General features: G+C 49.4%; 19 protein-coding genes and 1 pseudogene. 8 read left to right on the plus strand and 12 right to left on the minus strand.

The genetic code is table 11. The features are described from left to right. Positions 1–60: 60 nt before the first annotated feature. On the plus strand, positions 61–1,692 hold the full coding sequence (locus tag BZG77_RS00955) for a methyl-accepting chemotaxis protein (protein WP_077645835.1): 1,632 nt from the start codon (positions 61–63) through the stop codon (positions 1,690–1,692). Between the two features lie 124 nt (positions 1,693–1,816). Here the strand turns inward: BZG77_RS00955 and BZG77_RS00960 are convergent, their stop codons facing one another. The 5 genes from BZG77_RS00960 to BZG77_RS00980 form a co-directional block, all read right to left on the minus strand. Next, positions 1,817–2,248 (minus strand): sensor histidine kinase, encoded by a 432-nt coding sequence (locus tag BZG77_RS00960; RefSeq protein WP_158011400.1) that lies wholly within the window; start codon positions 2,246–2,248, stop codon positions 1,817–1,819. Positions 2,249–2,268: 20 nt separating this feature from the next. Next, positions 2,269–3,180, minus strand: a complete 912-nt coding sequence (locus BZG77_RS00965) for a sensor histidine kinase (protein ID WP_077645837.1) — start codon at positions 3,178–3,180, stop codon at positions 2,269–2,271. Between the two features lie 250 nt (positions 3,181–3,430). Then, positions 3,431–4,453 carry an NADP-dependent oxidoreductase gene (locus tag BZG77_RS00970; RefSeq protein ID WP_077645838.1) on the minus strand — a complete coding sequence of 341 codons (1,023 nt, stop codon included), beginning with the start codon at positions 4,451–4,453 and terminating at the stop codon, positions 3,431–3,433. A gap of 28 nt (positions 4,454–4,481) precedes the next feature. Further along, complete coding sequence (locus tag BZG77_RS00975; RefSeq protein ID WP_077645839.1) at positions 4,482–5,639, minus strand: iron-containing alcohol dehydrogenase; 1,158 nt, start codon at positions 5,637–5,639, stop codon at positions 4,482–4,484. A 200-nt stretch (positions 5,640–5,839) separates the two neighbouring features. Further along, the gene (locus tag BZG77_RS00980) at positions 5,840–6,445 is read right to left on the minus strand and encodes a TetR/AcrR family transcriptional regulator (RefSeq protein WP_101494592.1); all 606 of its coding nucleotides are present in this window, start codon (positions 6,443–6,445) and stop codon (positions 5,840–5,842) included. 226 nt (positions 6,446–6,671) lie between these two features. Here BZG77_RS00980 and BZG77_RS00985 point away from each other — a divergent pair, with 226 nt between their 5' ends. The 3 genes from BZG77_RS00985 (at position 6,672) to BZG77_RS00995 (ending at position 9,253) form a co-directional block, all read left to right on the plus strand. Continuing rightward, complete coding sequence (locus tag BZG77_RS00985; protein WP_077645840.1) at positions 6,672–6,971, plus strand: DUF6916 family protein; 300 nt, start codon at positions 6,672–6,674, stop codon at positions 6,969–6,971. A gap of 119 nt (positions 6,972–7,090) precedes the next feature. Next, complete coding sequence (locus BZG77_RS00990) at positions 7,091–7,522, plus strand: hypothetical protein (protein WP_077645841.1); 432 nt, start codon at positions 7,091–7,093, stop codon at positions 7,520–7,522. Between the two features lie 186 nt (positions 7,523–7,708). Further along, positions 7,709–9,253 carry a BCCT family transporter gene (locus BZG77_RS00995; RefSeq protein ID WP_077645842.1) on the plus strand — a complete coding sequence of 515 codons (1,545 nt, stop codon included), beginning with the start codon at positions 7,709–7,711 and terminating at the stop codon, positions 9,251–9,253. A gap of 83 nt (positions 9,254–9,336) precedes the next feature. Here BZG77_RS00995 and BZG77_RS01000 read toward each other — a convergent pair whose 3' ends face one another. The 6 genes from BZG77_RS01000 to BZG77_RS01025 all read right to left on the minus strand — a co-directional run bounded on the left by BZG77_RS01000 (position 9,337) and on the right by BZG77_RS01025 (position 16,342). Next, positions 9,337–10,740 (minus strand): aspartate aminotransferase family protein, encoded by a 1,404-nt coding sequence (locus BZG77_RS01000; protein ID WP_077645843.1) that lies wholly within the window; start codon positions 10,738–10,740, stop codon positions 9,337–9,339. 32 nt (positions 10,741–10,772) lie between these two features. Next, positions 10,773–12,332 (minus strand): NAD-dependent succinate-semialdehyde dehydrogenase, encoded by a 1,560-nt coding sequence (locus BZG77_RS01005; protein WP_077645844.1) that lies wholly within the window; start codon positions 12,330–12,332, stop codon positions 10,773–10,775. Between the two features lie 153 nt (positions 12,333–12,485). Next, positions 12,486–12,974 carry an Lrp/AsnC family transcriptional regulator gene (locus BZG77_RS01010; RefSeq protein WP_077645845.1) on the minus strand — a complete coding sequence of 163 codons (489 nt, stop codon included), beginning with the start codon at positions 12,972–12,974 and terminating at the stop codon, positions 12,486–12,488. A 10-nt stretch (positions 12,975–12,984) separates the two neighbouring features. Next, positions 12,985–13,980 carry a N(2)-acetyl-L-2,4-diaminobutanoate deacetylase DoeB gene (gene doeB, locus BZG77_RS01015; protein ID WP_077645846.1) on the minus strand — a complete coding sequence of 332 codons (996 nt, stop codon included), beginning with the start codon at positions 13,978–13,980 and terminating at the stop codon, positions 12,985–12,987. Positions 13,981–14,156: 176 nt separating this feature from the next. Continuing rightward, positions 14,157–15,344: a M24 family metallopeptidase gene (locus BZG77_RS01020; protein ID WP_077645847.1), complete on the minus strand. Its 1,188-nt coding sequence runs from the start codon at positions 15,342–15,344 to the stop codon at positions 14,157–14,159. A 455-nt stretch (positions 15,345–15,799) separates the two neighbouring features. Continuing rightward, on the minus strand, positions 15,800–16,342 hold the full coding sequence (locus BZG77_RS01025; protein ID WP_077645848.1) for a copper resistance protein NlpE: 543 nt from the start codon (positions 16,340–16,342) through the stop codon (positions 15,800–15,802). A gap of 273 nt (positions 16,343–16,615) precedes the next feature. Here BZG77_RS01025 and BZG77_RS01030 point away from each other — a divergent pair, with 273 nt between their 5' ends. Both BZG77_RS01030 and BZG77_RS01035 read left to right on the plus strand, forming a co-directional pair. Continuing rightward, a complete protein-coding gene (locus BZG77_RS01030; protein ID WP_077645849.1) occupies positions 16,616–17,302 on the plus strand; it encodes a type 1 glutamine amidotransferase domain-containing protein in 687 nt (228 codons plus the stop codon). 111 nt (positions 17,303–17,413) lie between these two features. Further along, positions 17,414–17,893, plus strand: coding sequence for a YaiI/YqxD family protein (locus BZG77_RS01035; protein WP_077645850.1), 480 nt, complete (start codon positions 17,414–17,416; stop codon positions 17,891–17,893). A gap of 56 nt (positions 17,894–17,949) precedes the next feature. Here the strand turns inward: BZG77_RS01035 and BZG77_RS01040 are convergent, their stop codons facing one another. Next, positions 17,950–18,513: a substrate binding domain-containing protein gene (locus BZG77_RS01040; protein ID WP_077645851.1), complete on the minus strand. Its 564-nt coding sequence runs from the start codon at positions 18,511–18,513 to the stop codon at positions 17,950–17,952. 21 nt (positions 18,514–18,534) lie between these two features. On the opposite strand from BZG77_RS01040, the pseudogene BZG77_RS01045 reads away from it, so the two are divergent. After that, positions 18,535–19,066, plus strand: a pseudogene (locus BZG77_RS01045) (MBL fold metallo-hydrolase); the annotation flags it as partial. After that, positions 19,060–19,686 carry a DsbA family protein gene (locus BZG77_RS01050; RefSeq protein WP_077645852.1) on the plus strand — a complete coding sequence of 209 codons (627 nt, stop codon included), beginning with the start codon at positions 19,060–19,062 and terminating at the stop codon, positions 19,684–19,686. The pseudogene BZG77_RS01045 and the gene BZG77_RS01050, both read left to right, overlap by 7 nt. Positions 19,687–19,697: the final 11 nt, after the last annotated feature.

Here is a 19,697-nt window from a genome sequence, read left to right on the forward strand (position 1 = left end):
ACTTTAGATACCTCTTTTTAGTTTCGATGAACCTTATAGCCATTTTATTGGACAGCGTGTATGAAAATTTCGTTGAAAAATTTTTCTGTTCGGGTACAGGTTATGCTTCCTGTTCTCGTTGCCACATTTGCTCTAACAGTGAGTTTGTGGATTGTTAAAAATGATTTGGAAGATGTATTAAAAAATGCGTCAGTGATGAGAGTATCATATCAAAATCAAACTGATGCACTATCATTGCATATTGTTGATTATATTAATGATATGCGTCTTCAGGTTGCAGATGCGATTATCTCCCCAGCTCGTAGAAACGCTCTCATCTCTACTTTACAGCAAAGGGAAAAAGATATTGGTCATCATTTAAAAACACTGCAAGACGACGAGTATTACCAAAACGATGTTCCTAATATTTTTAATCTTGTCGATGAGTTTGTTAATAGCTCAAGTAAGATGCTCACATTTTTAGAACAGTATGAGAAAGGCCTCGTTTCTGAACGCGAGTATGCGGCGCAGAATACTGCACTTAGGGCTCAGGCAGCCGATTTACTGACGACGGTTGTTAATGTCAGTAAAAGATCCCAGGAGCGCGAAGAGAAATACTATGCACAGATTCAAGAATACGAGCGAAGCAAAATAAATACTGCGATGGTTATTGTGCTATCTGTGCTTGCAGTATCGTTGATCATTGCTTGGCTACTTTCAAAAATGATTGTGGCACCAATCCAGCAGCTTCAGGGCGTTATGCGTGAGTTAGCACAAGGCAATTTGGCAGTTCGAGCAACGGTTGAGGGTAAAAACGAAATCTCAAGCCTTAGTCAGGATGTCAATAAAACCGCGACGCAATTGCATAGCATAGTCGATCAGTTGAACCGAATGGGTGAAGACGTGGCATCGGCGTCAACAGAATTGGCGGCGGTGATGACTCAAGCGGAATCCAATGCACAACAAGAGTTATCGGAAATTGAACAAGTGGCGTCGGCAGTGAATGAGCTGTCGAGCACGGCTGATAATGTCAGTGATAATGCATCTGCCGCTGATTCGACGGCACGTATGACAGATGAGTTAGCCAAATCTGGTTTAGCGACATCTCAAGAGAGTGTTCAAGCCAGTGCACAAATGTCGGAAGCATTGCATCATGCGGCAAGTTTAGTACAGCAACTAAATGAACAATCAGAGAAAATTAATAATGTCGTTGAAGTCATCCACAGTGTCTCGGAACAAACCAATTTACTCGCGTTGAATGCGGCGATTGAAGCGGCTCGAGCAGGCGAGATGGGGCGTGGCTTTGCAGTTGTCGCTGATGAAGTAAGAATGCTTGCTGGTCGTACAGCCGGTTCGACCAAGGAAATTGGTGTCATTATCGAGGATTTACAAAATCAATCTGTATTAGCCAATGAAAGCATGCAAACGACGATCACGATGTTGGCACACAATAGTGAGCTGACACAGCGTGTTAGTGATGCATTGGTTGCTATCTCTGAGTCGGTTGCGGATATTAATGATTCCAATACTCAGGTTGCTACTGCGGCAGAGCAGCAGTCGCAAGTCACCAAAGATATTAATCGTAACGTGGTTAATATTTCTGAGCTCGTCAACCAAAATGTCGCCGGTATCAGCCAGAGTGCGAGTGCAAGTGCTGAGCTCTCACTATTGGCTGAGAAGCAAAAAGAACAACTGACTTTCTTTAAGCTGTAAAATGTGATTTTTGTCGGTAAAGCCGTATTAATCGCAGGAGAATACGGCTTTTTGATAAATGGCAGATATCCGTTGATCTGACAATTTGAACTAGCCAGTCGTTACCTCTAAAACAATACAAACACTACGCCTCCTCATGATCAGGGGCAGTGCTTGGGATAGTAATCGTAAAACGGCTTCCTTTGTCCGGCTCACTTTTCACCTCAATACGGCCGCCAAGTAAGCCGGTGACAAGGTTGAAGGTAATATGTAGGCCAAGGCCCGAGCCTCCTTGGCCGAGGCGGGTAGTGTAAAAGGGGTCAAAAATACGTTTTTGTACCTCGGGCGTCATCCCTGCGCCATCATCGCGTATGACAATACTCACCCTGTCGGTTGTCGCCATGGTGGCTGTGATGTGTATGTTCCCGGCGTCACGCCCGATAAACGCGTGAATTAACGCATTATTGATTAAGTTGATCAACGTTTGGGTGAGTGCGCCCGGGTAGCTGTTGAGCAGAATGCCCTCTGGAATAGCGACTTCGAGCTGGTGCGGCGCGCGCTGAAGTGTCGGTCGCATCGAGAGAAGGACTTCGTTCATCAACAGATGTAGTTCAAAGTCGCGTTACCGATGGGAGTATTCAACTCATGCGCGACGCCAGAGACCAACGAGCCGAGTGATGACAACTTTTCATTCTGCACCAATTCCTCTTGAATCGCCTCGAGTCGTCTAAGTAGTGACTTGAGTTTTTCACCGTACGCGTTAACGGCTTGGCGCAATTCGCCTACCTCGTTCATCTTACCTACAGTCAACTCTTGGGTGGTTTCACCTTCAATGAGTTCCCAGATTTGCTGGGTGGTCTGTTGAATTTTACCTAATAGGTTGCGAGCGGTAATCGCGGCGATAATTCCCACAACGAGCAACAGCCCGCCAATGGCGGACATCAGGAACAGCCCCATGCTATCGGCAGCCGCTGTCATTTTGCTTTTAGGTACGACGATGCCGATCACCCAATCGGTTTGAGGGTATTTAATAAGATGAACGTAAGCGGCTTCGTTTAGCACGCCGTCGTTCTTTATCGTGATCAGTTGACTGTCTTGGAGAGATTGACTTGCCTGCAACGCTTCTTGTAGCCAAGGGAGCGCTTGCTCTAACTCGGTAACCGTTCGCAGCGTATTTCGATAAGGATTAAATTTTACCGATGCTTCGGGGAAGCTTATCGCTTTGTTATCAGCGTCCAAGGCGAACACATAGCCATCGTTTTCTTTGCCATAACGAGACAGAATGTCGGCAATGCCGCTCAGCCTCATGTCGACCGTTGCCACCCCAACAAAGCGATCGTTTTCTTTCATGGGCACGGTACAGGTAATCATCGGCTCTTTGGTAAACGGGTCGATATAGGCATTGGACCAACGGCAGCGATCGATAGGTGCTTGTTTTCCTGCTAGGTACCAGCGTTCAATATGGTAACCCTTGCCATCAGGGTTGTTGTAATCATCATAGTATTCCATATCGGGTCCTGTGCGGCCCCAAAAAAACTATGTCGTTCTACGCCCGGTGTGAAGGTGTTGGGCTCCGGCCAGATCCCCCCACCGGCAATCGTGGGATCGCCATGATTGTTAAAGATCGGGGGAAAGAGGCTGCGGAATAGCGCTTCGTCCTTGGGAAAGTACACGTAAAAAGCATATAAAAACCCCCTTAGTAATCCATTGCTAAGGGGGAGGCAGGTTTTTCGGTATTGCGAAATAAAGCGTACGAGCTTTACTTAATATTGACGACCATCTTGCCGAAGTTACGGCCTTCTAGCACATCAATCAGTGCTTGCGGCGCTTGCTCAAAGCCATCCACCGCGTGTTCACGGTAATGAATTTGGCCTTCGCCGACCCATTTGGCCATATCATGCGCGAACTCAGGGTAGCGGTGCGCATAGTCATCAAAGATAATAAAGCCTTTGATGGTTAAGCGCTTAACCAAGATGGTGCCCATCAACTGTGAGAGGCGATCTGGGCCATCGGGCAAGGCAGTGTTGTTGTACTGTGACACCAACCCACACACTGGAATGCGAGCACCGGTGTTGAGCAGTGGCATTACACCATCAAACACTTTGCCCCCGACGTTCTCAAAGTAGATATCAATGCCTTGAGGGCAGGCTTCAGCGAGCTGCTCGGCAAAGTTGTCTGCTTTGTGGTCGATACAGGCGTCAACGTTGAGGTTTTCACGTGCGTATTGACATTTTTCTTCGCCACCGGCGATCGCTACTACGTGGCAACCTTTTAGCTTACCAATTTGCGCTACAGTTGCGCCGACGGGACCTGTTGCCGCTGCTACTACGAGGGTTTCACCTTCTTTGGGTTGGCCAATATCTAGTAAACCCATGTAAGCGGTAAAGCCTGGCATCCCTAAGATGCCGAGCGCGTAAGAAACCGGCGCCAGATCCGGATTGAGTTTGATCAGCGTATCGCCGTTTACAACTGAATGCGTTTCCCAACCTTTGTAAGCGAGTACCCAATCACCCGATTGGTATTCGGCATGGTTAGACTCCAGCACTTTACCCACGGTGGCACCGACCATTAGGCCATCAATTGCCACTGGCTCGGCGTACGATTTTGCATCACTCATACGACCGCGCATGTATGGGTCGATAGATAAGTGGTGGTTTTCAATTAAAACGTCATGGTTGCCGAGAGCAGGAATATCCACTTCTTCTAAGCGAAAGTTCTCTGCAGTAGGCGCCCCTACGGGGCGCGATGCAAGAACAAAACGTTGGTTCATTGGTGATGACATGTGTGTCCTCCCTTATTCAGTACGGGAATTAAAGCGCGGCTTGCAGCACGCGGCGGCAAACATCCGGGGTCACATCGCCGTGCTCACCGAGCTGAGTCATACCGTGCTGAGTCAAGCTTTCAATCAATGGTTCAATCGCGCTTTCGCCCAAGTCATAGTCGCTCATGCGTGTTTTCACGTTCATGCGCTCAAAGAAATCGCGGGTTTTCTCAATCGCTTGTTGAGCCTTTTCTGCTTCGCTGCCTTGCTCAATATGCCAGACGCGCTCAGCAAATTGTGCGAGCTTGGCTTGTTTTTGCTCAAACTTCTCGTTCAGCATTGCCGGCAACACAACCGCGAGGGTTTGTGCATGGTCCAAACCATGTTGGGCAGTTAGCTCGTGACCAAGCATATGGGTTGACCAATCTTGTGGTACACCCACGCCAATCAAACCATTCAGCGCGAGAGTCGCGGTCCACATCAAGCTGGCACGGATGTTGTAATCTTCCGGGGTTTCCAGCGCTTGTGGGCCAAGCTCGATCAAGGTTTGTAGCAGGCCTTCGGCGAATCTGTCTTGTACCGGCGCGTTAGCTGGATAAGTGAGGTATTGCTCAACCACGTGAACAAACGCATCAACGGCACCGTTGCCGACTTGACGGATAGGTAAGGTATAGGTTTTTACTGGATCCAACACTGAGAATTGTGGGAACACCAACTCGCTCATAAACGGCAGTTTCGCTTGCATTGACTCGCGATTGACCACCGAGCCCTTGTTCATTTCTGAGCCAGTAGCAGGCAAGGTGAGCACGGTGCCAAATGGCAGTGCGGCTTCGATTTTGCTGCCCATGCTGGTGAGAATGTCCCATGCATCACCATCGTATTTCGCTGCTGCTGCAACAAATTTGGTGCCGTCGATCACTGATCCACCGCCGACAGCGAGCAGATAGTCGTAGCCTTCTTCACGCACTTTTTCGACCGCTTTCATTAGCGTGTCGTAGCGTGGGTTAGGCTCAATACCACTGAACAGGCCAAATTGACGCTCGCCAAGTGCTTGTTCAACTTCACCTAAGGTGCCGGTTTTGCGTGCACTCTGGCCACCGAAAAGAACCAAAACTTTTGCTGCGGCTGGGATGAGCCGATCCAGCTCGGCAATTTTACCTTCGCCAAAAACGATACGTGTGGGATTGTAGAACTCAAAGTTGTTCATTGCTCATCCTTCCTTTTCATTGTTGTCAGTCAATCAGTCTTCTCGTTTGATTAGACCGGTCGTCTAGTTAGCGTTTATTTAAAACCCGCCTTGGCGGGTCTTATTGAAATGCTTGTTTTATCAAAAAACCGGAAATGAAATGCTCACTAGCACCTCATCGTTGTTCCTCGTATGCTGCGTTTGTTCGTTTGACTTTTATACTAGTCAGCCAAGCCGAGTTTTTGTTGCGTAATGGTCATCGCCTGCGCTAGATGGCTGTCATTACGGTGCAGTTTTGTTAACAGTGTTGCCCCTAACCATAGCTGGTAAAGCGTCGTCGCCGTGGTTAAGGCGTTGTCATGGTTAAAATTGCTTTCGTCGAGCGCGAGTGCACTCGCTAAGCTACCAATCAGTTTGTCGGTGCCATCACGCAACGCAAGCCGCATGGGCTCGGAAAGATCTGCCACCTCAGCGCTTAGCTTAACGACCAAGCAAGTTTGAACGGGATCCATACTGCAGTACTGGGCCTGCCAAAGGGTAAAGTAGCGATGAACTCGCGTAATAGGCGGCAGCGTAGTGTCTGACAGCAAACTGTTTACTTCCGCTAAATAACGCGAAAAATAGTGCTGCAATACCGCCTGACCAAATTGCTCTTTTGAAGCAAAATAATGGTAAAACGACCCTTTCGGGACGCCGGCTTGTTTCAGTATTGCGCTAAGACCCACACCACTAAAGCCAAACTGCGCCATTACATTAACACCCGTATCCAGCAAATGCTGGTGGGTAGCGTTGTGGCTAGTGTGTTCTAATGTGCTACTTGATTTCATGTGGTGTAGCATAATGAAGATTAGACCGGTCGTCTAGTGTCGTGTGTGATTTTTTATCAGGGGATACAGCAAGGGGGTTAACGCAACATCACCCAGCCTGAGTGATATTTCCCGTATTTTAAGTCCGAAAAGCACTAAGCTGTTGTGCATTTACGAATTTTTCTTCTAATCTTGAGGGTAAGAGAGAAAAGGCGTAAATACGCAGTAACGGAACGCGGGAGGGCCGATGAATGTACTATCTTGTCAGCATGTCAGTGAGTTGATCGATCAGTCGATTACGCTTATTGACGGAACAGATACTGAATATGCTATGACGCTTGTTCGTGTTGATACCCACCCTGGTCATGGCGATGAAGTAAACGACCATTACGTCGAGAATTTCAGTTTGGTATTAAAAGGTCCAGAAGACACCCGCTTTCCTCAGGGAAATTATTTGCTCAGTCATCCAGAGTTAGGAGAGCAGATCCTCCATATGCTACCTGTAGATGATGCGACGTATACCATCACCATCAATACCCAAGCCTGAACAGCCATTCTTACTGCTGGTTAAATAACGGTCACTCAACCACTTAGCACTTTCTTTTGATAGATTAGTCGCGCAAATTAAGTAGAATAAAGCGGCTAAGCTAGCGGTAGGGAGGTTATATGTTTGCCTGGCTGAGTGGCTTATTTGAAAAAGAACAGCTGCAAGCGTCTGTCTGGGTGAGAGACATCGTGGCGAGTAATCCGAAAGGGAGCTACGCCAACTATAAAAATTACTATGATCGCCACATCAATCGGATCCTCAATAGTTATCATAAGGATTTTCTCCGCTTTGAGAAATTCGCGGTGCGTAACTATAAGCATAGCGATCAATCCGTCTTTATGGCAATTAAAGTCGCCAGCTATGCCTACCAGCTTGGGCAGTTAAAAGTGGCGGCTTGTATTACTGCTGCGCTGATTTCTACCTGCAACCGTGCCAAAAGAGGCGATGCACAAGTTCACCCCAAACTGTATCGTGCGACGATAGTGTTGCATAAAAAAATCCTAGAGACAGGTAAGACGACGAAAAAACAAAAAAGCGCAGAACCAGCTTGATAGGTCACAAGTTGGTGGTTTTTTGTGCATTTAATAAAAATGTCGTAAACCTATTCAGTCCCCGCCATGACTGAATAGGTGATGTCTGTCACGGTTTCTATTCCATCCCTATAAGTCAATTTGTTCTGGTCATTCATTCGCCACACTGATAGAGTCCCATCCCTCACACACCTTGTGAGCGAACTAATGCTTAAATCTACACAAAATAACGACCGACTTGTTGCCGTATTTACTATCGGCTTTGTCGCTGTATTTCTTGCCTTTGCCCTGTTTGACCTAAAACACTTCTCCTCTGTGATCCAGTCTCTATTCTCTGAGTCTGCCAACCTTTTTGGTTACTGGTGGCAGTGGCTAATGGTCATCAATTTCGTATTGGCGCTAGCTATTGGCGGCAGTAAATTTGGTAAATTGAAACTTGGCGCCACTGATACGGTCTCAATGAGCCGTTTCCGTTGGGTTGCGATGATCATGTGTACCCTGCTTGCCGGCGGTGGTGTTTTTTGGTCAGCGGCTGAGCCTATCTATCACTTCATGACGCCACCACCAGCACTGGGTGAGATGGAAGCGGGTGTGATGGAAACCGTCGCCCCTGCGTTAAGCCAGAGCTTTTTCCACTGGGGCTTCTTAGCCTGGGCGGTGTTAGGTACCTTGGCGACGATTGTACTGATGTATGCGCACCACCAGGCGGGCGTACGCTTGCGCCCTCGTGCACTCTTGTATCCTTTGCTCGGTGACAAGCTAGAAAATCACTGGCTTGGCTCTGTGATCGACGCTTGTTCGATCATTGCCGTAGCTGCCGGAACCATTGGTCCAATTGGCTTCTTAGCAACCCAACTGGGTTATAGCTTGGAAAGCTTCGTGGGCATTGAAAATACCATGCCGATGCAGATGCTGATCTTGGCTGCTGTCGTGGCTATTTATTCCATTTCTGCATTTACCGGTATGGATAAAGGTTTGCAATGGCTGAGCCGTATGAACGTGATCGGCGCCGCAGTGTTACTTGGTGCGGTTATCGTGCTCGGTCCTACCGGCTTTATCTTTGAGCAATTTGGCTCGGGCTTTAGCTACTACCTGAACAACATGCATACTCTCGCACTGAATACCGACAATGGTGGCTGGAACGCGTGGTGGACCTGGTTCTTCTGGGGCTGGTTTATCGGTTTTGCGCCTATGATGGCGATCTTCATCGCACGTATTTCGAAAGGCCGTTCTATTCGTGAACTGATTTTCGCGGTAGCGATTTGTGCGCCGATTGCGACTAACTTCTGGTTCTCGGTACTAGGCGGCACCGGTATTTTCTATGAGTTGCAGTCTCCAGGGAGCATTTCTGGCCCAATGGCGGATGCGGGTTTGCCGGCTATTTTGATTGCGTCACTGTCACAGCTGCCTTATAGCTTGATTTTGATCCCGGCCTTTATGTTGCTTACCACGACATTTGTGGCAACCACTGGCGATTCAATGGCGTATTCGATTGCGATGGCTGTATCTGGTGATAACCAACCAACCCGTAAACATCGCCTGTTCTGGGCGATTGTGATGGGCGTGGTTGCTGGTGTGCTTCTGCTCGCCGGAGACGGTGGTTTGAACGCGCTCCAGTCGTTCATTGTGATCACTGCAGTGCCTGTGTCTTTCTTGATTGCATTTACCTTCATCACCGGCCCAATAGCCGTGATGCGGATGCAAAAAGAAAAAGAAGCGAATCTGGTGCTAGAGCCTGCGACGGCCAATTAATGGCGTCATACATAGATACATAGCTTAAAGAAAAAGCGCCGAATGTCGGCGCTTTTTTTATATCTGGCCTTCCTCGGGAGGTGCTATTTAGGTTGCCACTGCCCGCTGGTGACCAGTTTATCCATTACCTTATCGACCGCCACTTTGGCTTTTGCGACGATATCGTCCACTTCATTGGGTGTTACCACCAGTGGGGGCGCAAAGCCGAGAATATCGCCATGTGGCATCGCACGCGCAATCAATCCTTGCTCTAAGCACGCAGCCGCCACTTGTGGTCCCACTTTTAGGCTGGGATCAAAATGACTGCGATGGGCGCGATCAGGCGAGAACTCCAGCGCATGCAGTAACCCCACTCCGCGGCTATCACCAATTAATGGGTGATCGGCAAAGGCGGCTTTCATTTTCATTTGCAGATATTCGCCCGTGGTTGCGGCGTTCTGAGTCAGACTCTCGCGCTCAATGATATCAAGATTACACAGTGCTGCCGCGGCGCCCAATGGATGCCCAGAGTAGGTATAGCCATGACCAATGGCGCCCCATGTATCGGTACCATCTTCAAGCACCTCCCAGACGCGATGCCCAACCATTACCCCAGACAGTGGCTGATACGCAGACGTTAGCCCTTTGGCGACTGTGATAAGATCGGGTTTCATGTCGTAATAAATCGATCCAAAATCACTGCCAATTCGGCCAAAGCCACACACCACTTCATCGGCGATCAGCAGTACGTCATATTTATCCAGCACTTTACGAATGGCCGCCCAGTAGCCCTCGGGGGGCGGTACGATACCACCGGTGCCGAGTACAGGTTCGGCAATCATGGCGGCGACAGTATCAGGCCCCTCAGCGAGGATCATTTTTTCCAGTTCATCCGCGCAATGTTGCGCGAATTCGGGCTCAGTCATGCCACTGTCTTCACGGCGATAGTAGTAGGGCGCCATCGTGTGTTTGATCCGTTCAATCGGTAAATCAAAGTGCGCATGGAACAAAGGTAGACCAGTCAGTGAGCCTGACGCCACGCTTGAACCATGGTAGCCCCGGTCGCGTGAGATGATTTTCTTTTTCTCAGGTTTACCGCGGGCATTGTTGTAATACCAAACAATTTTAAGCTGGGTTTCATTGGCATCACTGCCGGACATACCGTAGTACACCTTACTCATGCCAGGCGCCATGTTGATCAGGCGGTCTGATAAGGTCACCAAAGCCTCATTGGTGTGGCCGACATAGGTGTGATAGTAGGCGAGCTTTTTTGCTTGCTCGTAGATGGCCTCGGCCATTTCTTCCCGACCATAGCCGATATTGACGCAATACAAGCCCGCGAAACCGTCAATAAGCTCAATGCCTTCAGAGTCGGTGATTCGGATCCCTTTACCTGACGCAATCACGCGACCAGGCATTTCGCCATGCGCATATTGCTTGAGGTGCGTAGAGGGATGGAATACGGTATTTCTATCTTTTTCTAGCAACGCTTTTGTTTCTGGACGCATGATCAGTCTCCTTATCCGTCAGCAAACCTGAATTAACTGCCGCTTACCGTGGGCAGGCCACCTAAGCAGTAGTATTTTATTTCACTAAATTCGTCGATGCCGTAACGGCTTCCTTCTCGGCCTAAGCCCGATTGTTTGACACCACCAAATGGAATCGGGTGGCCGGTCATTTTCACTGAATTGACACTGACCATCCCGACTTTTAAGCCGCGCAGACAGCGCCAAATATCTCGAATATCATGGCCATACACATACGCTGATAAGCCATATTCGGTATCGTTGCCCATGGCGATGGCTTCGTCTAAGTCATCGTAGGCAATCACAGCAGCGACGGGACAGAAAGTTTCTTCTTGATAGACCAACATCTCCGACGTCACCTTGGTGATAAGCGTAGGCGCAAAGAAGTTCTCACCCAGGTTGGGATTTAATTTGCCGCCCATTACAGTTGCCCCTTTGGCAATGGCATCATCGACGAGCGATTGCGCTTTCTCGACCGCACGGCGTGAAATTAATGGGCCAATGTCTGTGCTTGGCAATAGACCATTGCCTACTTCAAGTTCATCCATCAGTGCGGCAAAAGCATCAACGAATGCTTGATGTTTGTCACGTGGCACTAAAATTTTATTCGCCGCCAGGCAATCTTGGCCTGACGTTTGGAATTTTGCATCGATAGCGGCGCGCGCCGCTTGTTGAATATCCATATCAGGCAGCACAATAAAGGGCGCATTTCCCCCAAGCTCCATGGCGCATTTTTTTACGGTTTGGGCGCTTTGTTCTAGCAGTAGGCGGCCAACACGGGTAGAGCCGGTAAAGCTGAGCGCTTTGACTTTTTCACTTTGACACAATTGTGCTGAGACCATGGGAGGATCGCCTAAAATGATATTAAACACGCCGGCAGGGATCCCCGCACGCTCAGCAAGCTCGGCTAATGCGAGTGCAGAGAAGGGCGTTTCTTCTGCGGGTTTAACTATCACGCTACAGCCAATGGCGAGTGCGGCAGCGGCTTTGCGCGTGATCATGGCATTGGGAAAGTTCCATGGCGTGATTAAGGCAGCCACGCCAATAGGTTCACGTAATGTCGCCAGGTGCGCATTGGGAATGTGGCTAGGCATGGTGTCGCCATATACCCGCTTAGCCTCTTCAGCAAACCAGTGAATGAATGAGGCCCCGTACTCCACCTCGCCCTCGGCATCGCGCAAGGTTTTGCCTTGTTCGAGCACCATGAGGTGCGCAAGATCGTGTTGATTTTCCATGATCAGATCGTGCCACCGCATTAGCCGTTTTGCCCGTGTCTCGGCTGACTCGGCGCGCCACAGGTGAAAAGCCGCTTCGGCATCATCAATGGTTTGGCTCACTTGTGCGGCACTCAAGGCAGCGGTGTAGCCCAATACTTCGCCGGTTGCGGGGTTTAAAACTGGCGTATCGGACTCGCCATTGACCCATTTGCCATTGCAATACGCCAGTTGCCGAAATAGGCGCTGATCGTCAAGATACGCGAGCACATCGGCGCTTGCTTTACCGGTCGCATCGTGACGTAGTGTATTGGCCGCTGATCCTGTGTAGTGAAGATCACGTGATTGGAATACGGTCATACTCCCTCCTCTGACAAAATCGCCACGCTGCCTATCAGCGTTTGCTTACTCTTACTGTATGCAACTTATCGAAAAGAGGTTTTTTGTTAGACGACGATAAAACGGTATTTTTTTCTGAACCCTACCTTTTACCGAATAAAATTTTCTGCAGGCTTATCCATTCGCGGCGGTGTCAGGAGCCTCGAGCGGGAGCGTGAGGGCGGGACGTTTCACTTGTTTGGTGACGATATAGGTGTAGTACTGTTTAATACCAAGATCATCAGTAAGCCACCGATCTATCAAGCGTTGATAGTAGTCGATATCGGTGACGCCAAGGCGGACGATATAGTCAATCCCGCCACCTGTGGCCCAGCATTCTTTGACATCATCACAAGCTTGCATGGCGCGCTCAAAGCGTTGAAAGCTCTGTACATCATGTTGGCCGAGGGTGATTTCAACTAATACGGTATTGAGCTTGATCACGGCATCAGGGTTAATACGCGCGCCGTAGCCTTCAATGATGCCCGCTTGCTCAAGCCGTTTTACTCTTTCCCAACAGGGACTTACGGATAGGTTAATGGCGTGCGCGAGGTTCGACTTGGTGATGCGCCCATCTTGCTGCAAAATGTGTAGGATTTTGATGTCAAATTTGTCGAGCTTCATCTCACCTCCGTCATACAGGTTCGGCAATGACTGCAAAGGTATCACCGATATAAATCCGCCCGAGATGGCGTTTGGCCAGTAAAATGCCATCGCGTTCGGCATAGTAGGGAACGGGTTCGGTGCCAGTACGCTCGATATTATGCACTTTACCAATCAAATCGCCTTTTTTGATGGTATCGCCCAAGTGTACACAGAACTCAATAATGCCGGCATGCTCACTTTGTACATAGCAGTGTTTATCGGGTAGTTCGAGCTTGACGGGCGTAGCCGGTGGATGGCGATAGTCGTCTTGTAAAATACCTGAAAACACTAAAAAATTATGAATGCCGCGTTGGGTAATCGCGATCGATTCAGGGGTACTGGTGCCGCCGCCACCCAGCTCGGTGGTAACAAATACTTTGCCTTGTTGCTCGACGGCAGTGTCGTACATGCTGGTGGCGTCCATTTCGGTGGTTTGCACTTGATACGGCGCGCCAAACAGGCGAGCCCCCTCGGCACAGGCATCGGCTTGTTGCAGGTTTTCTAACCGATGTGAGGCAGCATAGGGAATAAGATCTAAGGTTTTACCGCCTGAGTGAATATCTAAGGCGGTATCACATTGCGGGATCAAATAACGGGTAAAATAGTCCGCAATTTGCTCGGTGACACTGCCGGTCGGGGAGCCTGGGAAGGCACGGTTCATGTTGCTTTGATCCCAAGGTGATGTGCGTGTGCCTGCTGTTACCGCAGGGGCATTCATCATGGGTAAAATAATCACCCGACCTTTAATGTTGCTTGGTATAAGCTGATGGCATGTATTGAGTAATGCCGTAATACCTTCATACTCATCCCCGTGGTTGCCGCCAGTGAGCAACGCGGTTTTACCTTCACCATTTTTAATCACGGTAATGGGAATCGTCACACAGCCCCAAGCGGATTGATCGTGGGAATGGGGCAGTTTGAGAAATCCATGTTGTACACCGTCCGCGTGAAAATCGACTGTGGCTTCAATGGCTGTTGGCTCCATAACTGCTCCTTGGTATAACCGTTCTCACTCTCGCTGTAGTCTGGACGTGGCGACCGCTTTTGGTATGTATTGACGTTTTTCACCGTTAGCGGCCTAGGTGCCAAGCCTATAAGAGTGTTTTTAAATCATGATGTTATGAGTGTAGCACCTATCCACGAAACGCCAGTGTTTTACAACTAATGTTTTACAAATAGCTGCCGTGGCAAGTCACACAAGGTTTGTGCCCCTTCTTGAGTGATAATGATGCTCTCGGTCGTTTCTATCCCCCAATCTTTCATCCAAAGCCCAGGCATGAAGTGGAAGGTCATGCCTTCGCGCAAGATCGTTTGATCGCTCGGGCGCAAGCTCATGGTGCGCTCGCCCCAGTCAGGAGGATAACTTAGCCCGATAGGGTAGCCACAGCGCGCCCCTTCACGATCGAACCCGTACCGCAATAGTGCGTCGTTAAGGGCATTGGCTATGTCGCCACAGGTATTACCCGGTTTGGCAACCGCGAGACCAGCTTCAAGTCCTGCTTGTAGCGCTTCATCGGCGCGTTTGAACTCATCGCCAGGTTCACCCAAAAAGATGGTGCGTGACAACGGGCAGTGATAGCGACGATGCACGCCAGCGATTTCAAAAAATGTCCCCTCACCACGCTTAAATGGGCGGTCATCCCAGGTTAAGTGAGGCGCTGCCGCATCGCCGCCAGATGGCAACATAGGCACAATGGCAGCGTAATCGCCAAAGTGACCATCATGACCGACGACCGCGTGTTTATTGATTTCGGCTACCAATAAATGTTTGGGCAAGCCGGGTTCTATCATCTCAAAGGCCACGCGATGCATATTCTCCACAATACGTGCAGCGGTGTGCATATACGTGAGTTCTTGATTAGATTTGACCGCGCGACACCAGTTAACTAGCCCAGTGGTGTCCACCAGAGTTGCCATCGGTAGATTTTCTTTGAGGGATTCGAACGCGGTGGCACTGAAGTAATAATTATCTTTTTCTACCCCAATCCGGCCGCGATCCCAGTAGTTTTCTGCCAGAACATAATTGCAAAGGTACTCCATAGGATGGAGCGGTGGATTCATGACATAGTGGTCAGGGTAATAGGTGATGCATTCAGCGCTCATGTAAACAGTCCGCAGCGCACCATTGGCGTCTTGGATACGACCAAACCATAACGGATCGCCGGTCGAACCAATCACGACACACTGGGGCACATAAAAAGACCAGCCATCATAGCCTGTCAGCCACGCCATATTCGATGGATCGTGTACCAGCAAGGTATCGATATCGTTCTCTTCCATGGCATAGCGGACCTTGGCTAAACGGGCGCCGTATTCTTCGTATGAAAACTTCAATACAACGTCGCTCATACGCTGACTCCTGTTCAATCCCACGACGGTGGTGCTTATAAAACGTACTACCGACCGGTAATCGAACTTGGATCAAGCACGATTGCCGATGCAGAAAGGTGCCGTTTTTCGGTCACGCCATCGAACAAACGGAGAAGGATTTCGTTTGGTGCGTGGTCCTAATCTAGGTATTGTCAGGTTGCCGCGTCCAGCTCTCTTGTATGAGCTTTTAACACCAACCGGATAAGATTTTGTTTCGCCTCTATCTAAGTGTTAAACCATAGAGTGAAATATCGTCAAGTTTTATTGGCAACAAATTTGTCACTTAAAGTGACAAATTGTGCGAACAGTGGGGGGACAAAAGAGAGTGAATCGCGGCATTAAGGTAGAAAAAACAGCGAGAGCGCGTCATTCTAAGGCTAAAGGAGAAAAAATACGCCCTACCGCTTGTTGTGAGCGATAAGGCGCTCGACGCATTACTGCTTTTYCAATTTGTACATATCAGCGAGATCGCCGTCGATGGTCTCGCCATTTATGTCTTGCATAATAACTTGGTTTTCGGCCACGAAGAATTGATTCGGGCTATCAGTTAAGCCTTCAAGAACCACAACGCTACCTGTTTGATCCCAGGAAAAAGAACCTTCTTCCTTGAATGCTTCTCCCTGTTTACCCAAGTAAGTTTTGCTAAGAACGTAGGTATTGTCTTGGTTAAGCGTCAGTGTGGTATCAATACCTTCACAATCCGCGCAAGGGATCACGCCTTGGTAGGTACCATCCCAGTCCAGCGAGGTTTTGGCGTTGTGGTGATCGGCCATTTCATGAACGGTATCCTCAGCGTTGTCGATAGCCGTTTCCACACTGTCTAATGCTTGTTCGGTGCCTTCTGTTACTGCAGTTTGGGCGTTTTCTACGCTAGATTCGACTTGCGACTTTCCCTCTTGAGGGTCGTTTGTTTGTTGCTCACAGCCAACTAAAACGGCGACGAGTGCGAGAGGGGCGAGTAGGTATGTTTTTTTCATATTGACCTCATTGTATCGATGTTAAGTCTGAAACGGTGCGGGCGATGGCCTGCAATGGATGAGACTATTGTAGGCAATGCGCAGGTTAGGCTGTCATTCCTGAGCTAGTATTAGGTCAGCGTTAGACAAGGAAAGTAAATAAACCGTCAATTGATTGTATTGATCTAAGCGGGTACCCATTACGTTTACCTCTTTGGCCTGTTAGTCTAGCGAATGACAACACAGAGTAAATGAATGAAATATCATCCTAACGCGTGACAACAAGGAGCGATGATGCAACAACATAAAATTTTGATGGTGCTAACATCCCACGATGCCATGGGCAATACGGGTCATCAGACAGGCTTTTGGCTTGAAGAGTTCACCACCCCTTATTACGCGTTTAAAGATGCCGGCGCAAGCATTGTTGTCGCCAGTCCCAAAGGCGGCAAGGCGCCGATTGATCCGAATAGCGAAGCGGAAGATGCGCAGGCTGAATCAACGCGTCGTTTTGACGGAGACGCTGAGCTGCAAGACATGGTTAATAATACTGTCAAGCTAAGTGATATTAATGCTTACGAATATGACGCCATTTTCTATCCCGGCGGCCATGGTCCATTGTGGGACTTGGCCGAAGACCCGATTTCACGTCAGTTGATTGAGACCTTCTACTATCAGGGCAAACCCGTTGGTGCGGTGTGTCATGGCCCGGCTGTGTTCCGCCATACGCGTTCAGATCGCGACGAGCCGTTAGTAAAGGGCAAGCGAGTCACCGGCTTTACCAACGGTGAAGAAGCCGCGGTTGGCTTAACCGAGGTCGTTCCTTTTTTAGTCGAAGATATGCTCAAAGAAAACGGTGGTCTTTATGAGAAAGCGGATGATTTTATTTCGTATGTGGTCACCGATGGCAACTTAGTGACAGGACAAAACCCAGTATCGTCTGAAGCGTGCGTCAATGCGGTATTGGCGTTGTTAAAGTAAGTCATCTCATACTTTCCTGATGAAAGCGCCGAATTGTCGGCGCTTTTTTTGGCTTTTATAAAGATGATGCGGTTTAATGCAGGCATTGACGTAAAAGCTAAGAGAGCCAGCATGCAAATATGGGTAGATGCGGACGCCTGTCCGGTCGCGATGCGCGAGATGATTGTGCGCGCGGCACACCGAACGCATATTCAAGCCACCTTTATTGCCAACCAGTTTATTCGTTTACCGCCGTCGCCTTATGCTAGCGCACGTCAGGTAGAAAAGGGCTTTGATGTGGCGGACAACCAAATTGTTGCCGAGGCAGAAGCGGACGATTTGGTGATCACCCAAGACATTCCGTTGGCGGATGAAGTGATTGAAAAGGGCGTGACAGTGATTAACACCCGCGGTGAATTGCTGACCAAAGAAAACATCCGTGCCCGACTCAATATCCGTGATTTTATGGAAACCATGCGCAGTAGCGGTGTGCATACAGGTGGGCCTGCTCCGCTTGGTCCGCAGCAAAAACAAGCCTTTGCCAATCAGCTTGATAAATGGCTGGTCAAAGCCCAGCGTTATCATGCTGCGCAAGCAAAATCATCTGATTAAGCCTGCGCGCTTTTTCTCTCATTAAATAGCTCTTCTTACGCAATTTTTTCTGCTAGCTAAATAGCAACCGGTGCCCACTGACTACCTGCGAAGTGGGCAATCAGCGCATCCAGCAACGCACGCACCGCCGGTGGTTGGTTGCGACGTGACGGGTGCAAGGCGTAAATATCCATTGCTTTGGGTTGCCAATCGGGGAGCACGACCGACAACTGACCTCGCGCAATGGCACTATGAGCTAGGTATACCGGCTGCATGCTCACGCCCATGCCCTGAATGGCGGCACTGAGTAAGGTAGTCGCCTCGTTAGCTGAGAGCTTACCTTGCACCGCAACCGCGGCGTGTTCCTCGCCTTTGTCTAAATGCCAAATCGGTCGATCAAACTGCTTGTAACTGAGACAGCTATGCGCGGTGAGATCCTCCGGTGAGCGGATTGGTGTATGGGCGGCTAAATAATCCGGTGCCGCCACCAAGACAGAATCACACGCGGCGATCGGGCGACCAATTAGGGAAGGGTCGGGGTTGGACGCAATGCGGATGGCAATATCAATCCGTTCCGCAATCAAATCGACCGCTTTATCCTGCATCTCAATATCCACATCGAATCCGGGATGAGCGGCCATAAAGGGCTTTACCAAAGCGGACGCGCCACCATTGCAGAAAAACTGGACGGAAAAATGGCATTTTGGACTCCAAACATGGGTGACAATGCCCCGCAAAACCCAGTGGTACCTGCTGCTTATCCCCGTACGTCATTGACACTAGACGGTCGTAAAATTGGAATTCGTGGCGCGAAAGGCGAGTTGGCGCATCGCCCGTATCTTTGGATCCCAGCCAACAAGGCGATCCTGGGTAACGTCGCTGTGTATGGCAATGTTCACCTTTGGATGGCAGACGCACAATCTGATCACGCACGTGAAGGTTGGGCCGCACAACTACAAGAAATGGCAGCACTGAAACCTGAAATGGTGATCCCAGGCCATATGAAAGCAGGCACGGCACGCTGACACCATTATCTTTGCCCAGCAGTATTTGCAAGACTTCGCCGAGGCGAAAGCCAACAGCAAAGACAGTGCTGAGCTGATTAAAACCATGCAAGCGAAATATCCGAAAACGGGTTTACCGATGGCTTTGGAAATTGGTGTGAAAGTGCACACGGGAGAGATGGAATGGTAAACGCCCACTACATATTTGATCCAATGTGTGGCTGGTGCTTTGGCGCCGCCACATTGATTGAAAGTCTAAGCAACAACCCTAAGATTAACTTGCAGCTTCATCCAGGTGGTATGCGTGAGCGTGCGCCGATTGAAGACAGCTTTCGTCAACACATTTTGGCGGCTGATCAAACCATTGCCGATCAAACCGGACAGACATTTGGTCAAGCCTATCTTGACCGCGTGGCAAGCGACCAGCCGGTCATTTTGGACTCCTTTATTACCGCGCAAGCTATTCTCGCTGCTCAGCAGCTTGATGGTCAGGGCGCAGAGATGCTGAAACGCATCCAGCGTGGCCATTATCAGCAAGGTCGCTCCGTCTATGACGCTGACACGCTCGCAGAGCTTGCCAGCGAGATGGGGATAGAGGTAGAGGCTTGGCAACAGGCGATGAATCGCGCCGAAAATGACGTGATGCCCGTGGTGAATCAAACCCGTCAATTGATGGCAGCGCATGGCTTGCGCGGTTTTCCATCCATGCTGGTGGAGCAAAACGGTCAATGGCAAGCCATCACAATGAGCCAGTACTATCGGCGCCCTGACGTATGGCAGGCGCTATGGCAAACACTGACTCAGGCATAAAGCAAACAAAA

The sequence above is a fragment of the Salinivibrio sp. IB643 genome (genome assembly GCF_001996105.1).
Taxonomy (GTDB): Bacteria; Pseudomonadota; Gammaproteobacteria; order Enterobacterales; family Vibrionaceae; genus Salinivibrio; species Salinivibrio costicola.